9 protein-coding genes are annotated in these 10,869 nt (G+C 40.4%); 6 read left to right on the forward strand and 3 right to left on the reverse strand.

Annotated elements, in window-relative coordinates:
- Positions 1 to 4 precede the first annotated feature (4 nt).
- The 5 genes from MWU84_RS21540 to MWU84_RS21560 all read left to right on the forward strand — a co-directional run bounded on the left by MWU84_RS21540 (position 5) and on the right by MWU84_RS21560 (position 5,715).
- Complete coding sequence (locus MWU84_RS21540; RefSeq protein WP_246905638.1) at positions 5 to 265, forward strand: DUF4212 domain-containing protein; 261 nt, start codon at positions 5 to 7, stop codon at positions 263 to 265.
- A 106-nt stretch (positions 266 to 371) separates the two neighbouring features.
- Entirely contained in the window at positions 372 to 2,069 is a 1,698-nt protein-coding gene (locus MWU84_RS21545) for a sodium:solute symporter family protein (RefSeq protein WP_246905640.1), read from the forward strand.
- Positions 2,070 to 2,287: 218 nt separating this feature from the next.
- Positions 2,288 to 4,195 carry an acetate--CoA ligase gene (gene acs, locus MWU84_RS21550; RefSeq protein WP_246905641.1) on the forward strand — a complete coding sequence of 636 codons (1,908 nt, stop codon included), beginning with the start codon at positions 2,288 to 2,290 and terminating at the stop codon, positions 4,193 to 4,195.
- Between the two features lie 367 nt (positions 4,196 to 4,562).
- The gene (locus MWU84_RS21555; protein WP_246905643.1) at positions 4,563 to 5,342 is read left to right on the forward strand and encodes a HipA family kinase; all 780 of its coding nucleotides are present in this window, start codon (positions 4,563 to 4,565) and stop codon (positions 5,340 to 5,342) included.
- Entirely contained in the window at positions 5,332 to 5,715 is a 384-nt protein-coding gene (locus MWU84_RS21560; RefSeq protein ID WP_246905646.1) for a DUF3037 domain-containing protein, read from the forward strand. Before MWU84_RS21555 ends, MWU84_RS21560 begins: the two co-directional genes overlap by 11 nt.
- 19 nt (positions 5,716 to 5,734) lie before the next feature.
- On the opposite strand, the gene MWU84_RS21565 is transcribed toward MWU84_RS21560, so the two are convergent.
- Together MWU84_RS21565 and MWU84_RS21570 are read right to left on the reverse strand one after the other, a co-directional pair.
- Positions 5,735 to 6,151, reverse strand: coding sequence for a response regulator (locus MWU84_RS21565; protein ID WP_281502604.1), 417 nt, complete (start codon positions 6,149 to 6,151; stop codon positions 5,735 to 5,737).
- Between the two features lie 9 nt (positions 6,152 to 6,160).
- Complete coding sequence (locus MWU84_RS21570; RefSeq protein ID WP_246905649.1) at positions 6,161 to 8,800, reverse strand: PAS domain S-box protein; 2,640 nt, start codon at positions 8,798 to 8,800, stop codon at positions 6,161 to 6,163.
- 432 nt (positions 8,801 to 9,232) lie between these two features.
- Here MWU84_RS21570 and MWU84_RS21575 point away from each other — a divergent pair, with 432 nt between their 5' ends.
- Entirely contained in the window at positions 9,233 to 10,522 is a 1,290-nt protein-coding gene (locus MWU84_RS21575) for an APC family permease (protein ID WP_246905652.1), read from the forward strand.
- A 77-nt stretch (positions 10,523 to 10,599) separates the two neighbouring features.
- Here MWU84_RS21575 and MWU84_RS21580 read toward each other — a convergent pair whose 3' ends face one another.
- A complete protein-coding gene (locus MWU84_RS21580) occupies positions 10,600 to 10,836 on the reverse strand; it encodes a hypothetical protein (RefSeq protein ID WP_246905653.1) in 237 nt (78 codons plus the stop codon).
- Between the last annotated feature and the right edge of the window lie 33 nt (positions 10,837 to 10,869).

Here is a 10,869-nt window from a genome sequence, read left to right on the forward strand (position 1 = left end):
TATAATGAGCGAAAAACAAAAAAAGGCTACCGCCTATTGGAAGGAAAATGTGCGTTATTTATTTATTCTTTTAGCCATTTGGTTTACCGTTTCCTTCGGGGCCGGAATCTTGTTTAAAGATACCCTGAACACCATAAAAATTGGTGGTTTTAAATTGGGCTTTTGGTTTGCGCAGCAGGGATCCATCTACGTTTTTGTGATTCTAATATTTGTTTACGTGCGCCTTATGAACAAGTTGGACAAAAAGTATGGTTACAACGAATAGCCACTTTACTTTTTTCGACGCCAGTCCTAATTACAGAAATACCTTTGGGCTTACCACCCAATTGATCAAAAATACAATCCAAAATATCAACCAAAAAACTTAAAATATGAGTGTTCAAGTCTGGACGTACCTCCTTGTAGGAGTCACCTTTGCCCTTTACATAGGAATTGCCATCTGGTCCAGGGCCGGGTCTACAAAAGATTTCTATGTAGCCGGCGGTGGCGTTTCCCCCTTGGCCAACGGCATGGCAACTGCGGCCGACTGGATGTCCGCGGCCTCCTTTATCTCCATGGCGGGAATTATTGCCTTTGCAGGTTATGATGGTTCCGTTTATCTAATGGGTTGGACAGGCGGATACGTCTTATTGGCACTGCTTCTCGCCCCATACTTACGAAAATTTGGCAAGTTTACGGTACCCGATTTTATAGGGGATCGTTACTATTCCAATACGGCGCGCATGGTGGCCGTGTTCTGTGCATTAATCGTATCCTTTACTTACGTGGCCGGACAAATGCGGGGCGTTGGCGTGGTCTTCTCCAGGTTTTTACAGGTAGATATCAATACAGGCGTTATCATAGGAATGGTTATAGTGCTGTTTTACGCAGTTTTAGGCGGCATGAAAGGAATTACTTATACACAGGTGGCACAATACTGCGTGCTTATATTTGCCTTTATGGTCCCTGCCATTTTCATCTCCTTTCAAATGACGGGCAACCCTATACCACAGCTTGGAATGGGATCTACCCTTAATGATGGCTCGGGAACCTTTTTAATGGATAGGCTTAACGGACTCTCCACAGAGTTGGGCTTTGCCGAATATACGGACGGTACAAAATCGGTCATCGATGTCTTTGCCATTACCCTGGCCCTTATGGTGGGTACAGCGGGACTACCCCACGTTATTGTTCGGTTCTTTACGGTAAAAAGGGTCAAAGATGCCAGAAAATCTGCCGGACTGGCCTTATTGCTTATTGCTATCCTTTATACCACCGCCCCCGCGGTTTCTGTTTTTGCTAAAATGAATTTGATCAATACGGTGAGCAACGAAGAATACAGTCTTATGCCTGTATGGTTTAAGAACTGGGAGGAAACGGGATTATTGACGTTCGATGACAAAAATAAAGATGGCATTATTCAATATGTAGCCGATAAGGATAAAAACGAATTAACCGTTGATAATGATATTATGGTGTTGGCCAACCCAGAAATTGCCAACCTTCCTGCTTGGGTAATTGCCTTGGTTGCCGCCGGAGGTTTGGCCGCTGCCTTAAGTACCGCTGCAGGATTGTTATTGGTCATCTCTGCTTCGGTTTCACATGATTTGATCAAGAAAGTATTTAAACCCAATATATCGGAAAAAGGAGAGCTTTGGGTGGCAAGGGGGGCTGCAACAGTTGCTGTGGTCATTGCAGGATATTTTGGAATTAACCCCCCTGGATTTGTGGCGGCCGTTGTTGCCCTGGCCTTTGGTCTGGCAGCAGCCTCTTTCTTCCCTGCCATTGTACTAGGTATTTTTTATAAGAAAATGAACAAGGAAGGGGCCATTGGCGGAATGGTGGTAGGAATAAGTCTGATGTTGTTCTATATGGCCAAATTTAAGCTCGGTTGGTTGGGAGATATCCCGGACAAGTCCGAATGGTGGTTTGGCATATCTCCGGAAGGCTTTGGGACTGTTGCCATGATCGTAAACTTTATAGTGGCCCTGGTCATCCATAGATTTACTCCGGATCCACCAGAGATTGTTCAGGAAATAGTAGAGAATATAAGGATTCCCAGTGGGGCTGGAGAGGCTGTGGACCATTAACCTAAAAGTTTTTCAGGGATATTAAAGATATTTAATAGGATATCCAAATCAATCAACAGCAGTTGCTACAACTGTGTTAGGCATGTACCTTTTTCTCTATTCCCTTGTTAAGTTTATATGGAATTCTCAAAAAATAAGACTTTCAGTATTAAAATCATATTAGGAAACCCTCCTATTATGGATGATTTATATAAATTTATAGAAATTATAAAAACACGATGAGCAATTATCACATTAAGCATTTAGAAGAGTACTATCAAGTTTATCGAAAATCGGTTCGCGAACCGGAAAATTTCTGGGGAGAAGTGGCCGAAGAGCATTTCTTATGGAGAAAAAAATGGGACAACGTTTTAAGCTGGGATTTTGAAAAGCCGGAAATAAAATGGTTTGAAGGTGCTCAATTAAATATTACGGAAAACTGTATCGATAGGCATTTACTCACTAGGGGAGAAAAAACGGCCATAATTTTTGAGCCCAACAACCCAGAAGAGGAAGCCCAGCACATTACCTATCACCAGTTACACGAACGCGTCTGCCAAATGGCCAATGTCTTAAAGGACAAAGGTATTAAAAAGGGTGATCGGGTATGTATTTACCTACCCATGATCCCGGAATTGTCCATTGCCCTCCTGGCCTGTGCCCGTATAGGAGCAATCCACTCTGTGGTGTTTGCAGGTTTTTCCTCCACCGCATTGGCAACACGTATCAATGACAGTGACTGTAAATTACTGATAACGTCCGACGGATCTTATAGAGGGTCAAAATCCATTGACCTAAAGGGAATTGTAGACGAAGCCTTGGAAGATTGTCCCAGTGTTAAAACTGTTTTAATAGTAAGGCGCACTAATGCCGAAATAAACATTAAGGAAGGTCGCGATGAATGGTTACAGACTTTGCTGGAAAATGCCTATTTGGATTGTGTCCCTGAAATCATGAATGCCGAGGATCCATTATTTATTCTTTACACTTCAGGATCTACCGGTAAACCTAAGGGTATGGTACATACTACCGCAGGTTATTTAGTGTATACCGCCTATACCTTCAAGAATGTTTTTCAATACACCGAAAATGACGTCTATTGGTGTACCGCGGATATAGGTTGGGTTACCGGACATAGTTATATTGTCTATGGTCCTTTGGCCAATGGCGCCACTACCCTAATGTTCGAAGGGGTGCCCAGCTATCCGGATTTTGGAAGGTTTTGGGAAATCGTGGAAAAACATAAGGTAAATCAATTCTACACCGCTCCAACGGCAATCAGGGCCTTGGCAAAGCAGAATATTTCGTTTGCAGAAGAACATGATCTGTCCTCTTTAAAAGTATTGGGCTCCGTTGGGGAACCTATCAATGAAGAAGCTTGGCATTGGTACAATGATGTTATCGGAAAAAAGAATAGCCCCATTGTGGATACCTGGTGGCAAACAGAAACAGGAGGTATCATGATTACTCCCATCCCTTATGTAACCCCAACCAAACCCACCTATGCCACTTTACCTTTTATAGGGATACAACCGGCACTGATGGACGAACTGGGCAAGGAACTCAAAGGCAACCAAGTAGAAGGCCGTCTCTGTATAAAGTTCCCTTGGCCAGGAATGGCAAGGACCATTTGGGGCGATCATGATCGCTATAAGGATACCTATTTCTCGGCTTTTCCCAACAAATACTTTTCAGGGGATGGTGCCCTAAGAGATGAGGTAGGATACTACAGAATTACCGGTCGTGTAGATGACGTCATCATCGTATCGGGCCACAACTTGGGTACTGCACCAATAGAGGATGCCATTAATGAGCACCCGGCAGTGGCAGAATCGGCCATTGTAGGCTTCCCACACGACATTAAAGGCAATGCACTTTACGGCTATGTAATCCTTAAAGAAACAGGGGAATCCAGGAACCATGACAATTTAAGGAACGAAATCAACCAGATCATTGCCGAGCACATTGGGCCAATAGCCAAACTGGATAAGATACAGTTTACCTCTGGCCTGCCAAAGACCCGTTCTGGCAAGATCATGAGACGTATACTGCGTAAGATTGCCAGTAGGGATATGAACAATTTAGGAGATACCAGCACACTGCTAAATCCAGAAATAGTAGAGGAAATTAAGGACAACGTACTATAATTAATTGGCGGGGCATTGCCACTTTATGAAAAACCATAAAGTGGCCGTGCTTTCCGCTATATCTTTTTCATGCCCATAGCACCATAGCTATTTTTAATACTTTCCCATCGGCTTAAAAAAGGATGCCGCTGCAATCACTAATGCGGAGAACCTTCAAAGCGTTCATGTCTGCCCTGATTTCCGTAATATCTTTGAACCCTATTTTATTTAATAGTATTAAATTGCCATGTTTAACAGGTAATATGCTTTTGTTTAAATCTAAAATCCTGGACATTCCAAGATCTTGAAGTTGAATTTAAAAGGAGGTTTTTTCCTCTTTGCCCAGCAATTATTTTTAAGCGAAATAACTTTTCCTATATGATACAAGATGAGCAAGATTGAAATAAGGACAGTGGATGTTGTTCAATATATTAAGCCCTTGCGCGAAGGGGGCTCCCTCCCTGCTATCGTCAAGGCAGATGACGGATTTCTTTACGTTTTAAAGTTTAGGGGTGCGGGCCAGGGAAAAAAAGCGCTTATTGCAGAACTTATAGGCGGGGAACTGGCAAGGGCCATAGGTCTAAAGGTGCCCGAAATGGTGTTCATGAACCTCGATGATTCCTTTAGCAAAACAGAACCCGATGAGGAAATACAGGATCTCCTAAAATTCAGCGTTGGCCTAAATTTAGGGCTACACTTTTTATCCAGTGCCATTACCTATGATCCGCTGGTATCCAAAATAGATGGGATGACCGCTTCTAAAGTGGTATTATTGGATAGCCTTATCAGCAATATAGATCGTACGGCAAAGAACACCAACCTTTTGCAATGGAACAATGAATTATGGGTAATAGACAATGGTGCAAGTTTTTATTTTCACCATAATTGGGAAACATGGAAAAATCATCTTACCAGAACCTTTCCACTTATCAAGGACCATGTTCTTTTATCAAAAGCCACCCTACTAACCGAAGCTGCCATAGAAATTGAACATATCATTGACGACAATAAAATTGCCGAAATCATTGCACTAATACCCGAGGATTGGTTGCAGGACGAATCGGAAACATTGTCCCCAGAAAAAATGAGAGCGGCTTATATTGAATTTATAAACGCCAAACTTTCCATGATCCATTTGTTGGTAAAAGAGTCTGAAGATGCACGATAGGGTTAAATATGAATATGCCGTAATTAGAATTGTTCCAAAAGTGGAGCGTGAAGAATTCTTTAATGTCGGCGCAATACTTTACTGTCAACGGAAAAAATTTCTTGGGGTAAAATTTCAGATCTGTAAGGACAAGTTGACCAACTTTTCGTGTGAAATTGACTTCGAAACGCTAACGGATTATTTAAAGGCATGGGAGGATATTTGTATTGGGGCCCCAAAAGGTGGAGCCATAGGAAAATTGGAATTATCGGATAGGTTCAGGTGGTTAACGGCTTCCAGAAGTACTATTATTCAAAGTTCCGAAACCCACTCCGGCCTATGTCTGGATCCGGAAAAAGAACTAGGGGATCTATATGAATCATTTGTATTATAATCCGTACTTAACAATTTGTTTACCGATCCCCAGAAAGTCCTAGCTCTTCAACAATATTTCTTAGTTGATTGTGCGTTATGGGCTTAACCATATAATCCGCTATTTCAGATATTTTCTTTGCCCGTTCTATATCCACGGGGTCTACAGATGAAGATACCATGTATATGGTTATTTTCTTACCCAAGCTGGGCTTTAACTTTACATATTCCTCCATAAATTGAAATCCGTCCATGATAGGCATATCTATATCCAAAAAAATCACATCCGGAAGCTCCTTATCATTGTGTAGATTATCCAACATAAAATCCAAGGCCTCTTCCCCATCTGAAAAGGTCATTATGTTCTCGGCCAACCTAAGAGATTTCAAGGTTTTGACCATGGTAAATTGATAAATGTCGTCGTCGTCTACAATACAAACATTTAAAGAATTACTCATAGAAAATTATTATAAATTAATATTAAAGGTGGTACCCACATTTACTTCACTTTCAGCAGATATAGAGCCCCCAAGGGCTTCAACCTGCATTTTCGTCAAGAACAAACCTATTCCCTTGGCATCGGGATGCCTGTGAAAGACCTTGTTCAATCCGAACAATTTATGTCCGTGTCTTTTCAAATCAATTCCCTGCCCATTGTCCGTAAACCTAAGAAAATTTTTTCCATTTTCAATTCCAGCTGTAATACAAATTTTTGGAACCCTTTCCTCACTCCTGTATTTTAGGGCATTGCTCAGCAAGTTAAGAAAAATGCTTTCCAAATAAATTCTATTGTATTCTAGTCTGGGCATTTTGGAAAAATCACTTACAATCACTGCCCCAGTCCTCATTATTTCTCCAGAGAGCAATTCTTGCGTTTTAAGCAAAATCGGATATAGCTCAATATCCTCTAGAACATCTTCCGTATTCTCATTCTTTATTTTTAATGCTTCCACTAGGGTATCAAGGGTTGTAGTAAGATGATGGATAACCGTTTCAAATTTTTGAAAAAGTTCTATGCGCTCTTCTTCATTTTCCGAAATTTCATAAAAACCCAACAGCGAATTCAGGTTACTAATGGGGGCCCTAAGATTATGGGAGGTTATATGGTTAAAATCGGCTAGTTGGTTATTTTTTAAAATAAGTTTTTTAGCAAAAACCTCTAGGTCTTCCTTGGCCTGGATAATTTTACGCTCTGCCAATTTTTGCGTGGTAATATCCCTAATGGCAGATGACACTAACAAACCATCCTCTGTTTTAAGGGGGCTTAAGCTAATCTGAATGGGAATTTCCTTGCCGTTTTTGTCTATTCCGTACAATTCCCTTCCCTCCCCCATTTTCCTGACTTTAGGGTTGGTAAAAAAATCTGTACGATGGGAGGTGTGCCCTTTGGAAAATCTAGTGGGGACAAGTATTTCAATGGATTGCCCTATCAACTCTTTGGCCGTATATCCAAATAATTTTTCGGCCTGTTTGTTAATAAGGTGTATTTTTCCGGCTTCATTCACAATTACCATGGCGTCAGGGGCCGACTCCAACAGTCCCCTAAATTTAATTTCCGCCATCCTTTGCTCCGTTACATCTTGGCAAGTACCTACCAATTCCATTACCTCACCGGCGTCATTGGTCATAATTTCTGCCAATAATTGAACATTTTTTACGGTACCGTCCCTTAATTTTATGCGATGCAATAAATCCGGAAATTTTCTTTCCTCCAAAGCATATTGCACATGATTTGTTACCATTTCCTTGTCCTCTGGATGAACAAATGAAAAATAGGTATCATAAGTCAACCGAGTCTCTTCATCAACATTAAAAATCTTATATAAATTGGAAGACCATCTCACCTCATTGCTAACTGTATTCCATTGCCAGTTCCCGATCATTGTTAGACGCTCGGCAAAATTAAGGACCTGATTTTTTCTCAGCAGCTCGTTCTCCACATTTTTAATAGCGGTAATATCAGAGGCAACCGTTAATGATCCGATTATTTCCCCATCCTCATTTTTAATAGGCGATAAAGTAACCTGAACCGTAATTTTGGTACCATCTTTCTTTATATAGGTCCATTCCCTAACATCAAATTCGTTGTTTTCCGCCAACCCCTTAAAAGAATCCTTTCCATATTTTTGGAATAAATCCTGCCTAAACCTTTCAACCTCCTCCATCTTCACAAATACAAAAGGCATTTTTGTACCGACAATTTCATCAGCTGAATAACCCAGTAAATACTCAGCTCCATGGTTGAAATGATCTATAACCCCTTTATCGTTCGTAGTAATGATGGCAACAGACTTGGAATTGAATATGGCATTTAATTCGGCATTGGCGTTACTCAACGCCTGTTCCGCTAGCTTACCTTTATTAATATCCTGAAAAATACCAAAAAGGCCAACACATTTTCCATCTACAAATTCCCCACTTCCAATGGCACGAGTCCAGAGGGAAGTCCCCTTTGCGGTTACAAGCTCAACCTCAACATCATAGGGTTGCCCTGTTAAAATAGCCTCGTTTACCACCCGCTGGATGGTTTCACGACTTTCCCCTTCTTTATAAAAATTAATGGCAGTTTCCAATTGAGGTTGATAATTTTCAGGCACCTCATGTATTTCACATACCATCTTGCTCCAATAAACTTCATTGGTTGAAAGATTAACTTCCCAAGTACCAATTCGGGCCACTTCATTGGTTTTATCCAATATTTCAATCATACGGGCTCGTTCCCTTTCCCTTTCCTTCTGAGGGGTAATGTCTCCGGTATGCATTAGTAAACCACCTATCTCTCCCTCCGAAACATACCATGGCCGAACATCCCAATATATCCATTGTATTGATCCATCTGCACGTTTAAACGGTGCTTCTTCGCATATATCAATGGCCCCATTGAGACACTTTTGATGGTTGGCTTTCCAATCATCGCCTATTTCAGGAAAGATATCATAATGGGACTGGCCAATTATTTCCTTACCTTCCATTTTATAATCCGTGATCCAACGTTGGGATACTGCTATATATCGCATGTCCTTGTCCAACATTGCAATTGCCGTAGGCGCTTGTTCTATAAAGATCTTATTGTACTGTGCACTTTGTTCAGAATTGTCCTTAGACATAGTCAATCTCCTGTTTATTATAAAGAAGTCCTCAAGTCAATATTTTGTAGCCCTATCAAGATATATTTGATATTCGAAAAAGCCTTTGAAATACCCATTGAGAATTGCAAATGGTTAAATTACTGTGCAAATAAGTAGCAAAAAAACTAAAAACAAATTGATCTTAAAGTTTAAATATTTGGCTATCCAGTTTACACTTTTTGTTAAAGTTAGTTTATTTTTCTTACATAAAACCAAGTCAACCTAATTCAAGGTTTGTAATCCCTCACGAACCAAAAGTGCCAATCTAAAAACTGTATTGGTCACATTGGTGTTCTTGTTTTAATGGAGCATATACCTCCACAATAACTTGATTATTACGCTAAAAGTCTTAAATTACATCATTAGAGCTTACCAAGCTCAGGTTAAAAGGCCCACCAACCAACTTGCCCAATGAAAGAAACCAATGAACATTTAAAAAGGGAGGTCGGTGTTATGGGCCTTAGTGCCAATCTAGTAAATATTATGATCGGCGCCGGTATCTTTGCCCTACCGGCCATTGTTGCAGCCGGACTCGGTTCCTCCAGTATTTTCGCTTATTTATTCTGTGGGCTGCTAATTACCTTGGTAATGCTGTGTTTTGCCGAAGTTGGTAGTAAAGTAACCACTTCCGGTGGGGCCTACACCTACATTGAATCTTCTTTCGGACCATATTTTGGCTTTCTTACGGTTATACTGTTCGTTCTTTCGGCAATAGCCGCAGATGCAGCGGTAGCTAACGCCTTGGTGGAGGTAATTGGATCAATGTTTCCCTTTTTTAAATTGAACACGGCAAGGATATCTATTTTCATTCTAATATTTGGTGGATTAGGGTATATCAACCTAAGGGGGATTAAAGAAGGTATGGTTCTGGTAAAGACGATAACCATTGCCAAATTGATTCCACTATTATTACTGATCATTTTTTCATGGGGGGAGGTAACCTTGGATTATCTGGTGATAGATTCGGTGCCAACGATTTCAGATATTGGGAAAATTTCACTCATCCTTTTTTTTGCGTTTCAGGGAGCGGAATCCGGGCTATGCATTAGCGGGGAAGTAAAGGATCCAACTAAAAATATTCCCAAGGCCATATTCATAAGTGTTGTTGGAGTATTAATACTCTATGTCCTTATCCAAACTGTTTCCTTAGGAGTTCTTGGGGCATCATTGGCCAACTTTAAGGAAAATCCTTTAAGTGTTGTGGCCAATCAGGTTTTTGGCCCTATAGGCTTTACAATAATAACCCTAGGTGCAGCCATATCCATGTTGGGGAACTTAAGTAGTGAAATTTTGAGTTTCCCCAGGGTGTTGTTCAGAGCTTCGAAAGATAATGTCCTACCCTTAAGACCACTTTCCAAAATTCACGACCGATTTTCCACCCCCTACATCGCCATAATCGCTTATGCCACATCGGGATTTTTATTGGCGTCCTTTGGCGGATTTCAACAAATGGCCATCATTTCCAGTGCATCAATTTTACTGGTCTATTTGGGCGTAACACTTTCCGTAATAAAGCTGAGAAGAAATACGCCTAAAAAAGCTACAAACGAATTTAGGATACCAGGAGGTTATCTAGTCCCAATATTGTCAGTACTTATTATTGTTTGGTTACTATCTAACCTAGAACCCAAGGAGGTTATTGGGTTTGGGATTTATATAGTGATACTTACCTTGATCTATTTCCTTAAGGACAAAATTTGAAAGAAAAGTTAGCAGCGCCCACAATCCAAAAATTTTTTCCCATAGAAAATTAAGGTCGTAAAAAGATAGATATTTGATTAAGCCAATTTAGCTTTGTTCAATTTAGTAGAGAAAGACAATTCTTTTTTTACCCTGGAATTTTTGAACATGTACAAACGAGCTACTTTGTTTTCGTTTTTTACAGAAACTTCATTTTGGGTAGTAGTTACAATGCTCATGGTAACAGTTTTAACTTTCACTTCTTGGTCAGTGTTATTTGCTTGTGCAGCTACTCCGATAAAAAGAACAAAAATTAAAGTAAAAAGCGTTTTCATGATGCGTTGTTTTGTTATGTAAATTTAACGCCA

The sequence above is a fragment of the Arenibacter sp. F20364 genome, assembly GCF_023015905.1.
Taxonomy (GTDB): Bacteria; Bacteroidota; Bacteroidia; order Flavobacteriales; family Flavobacteriaceae; genus Arenibacter.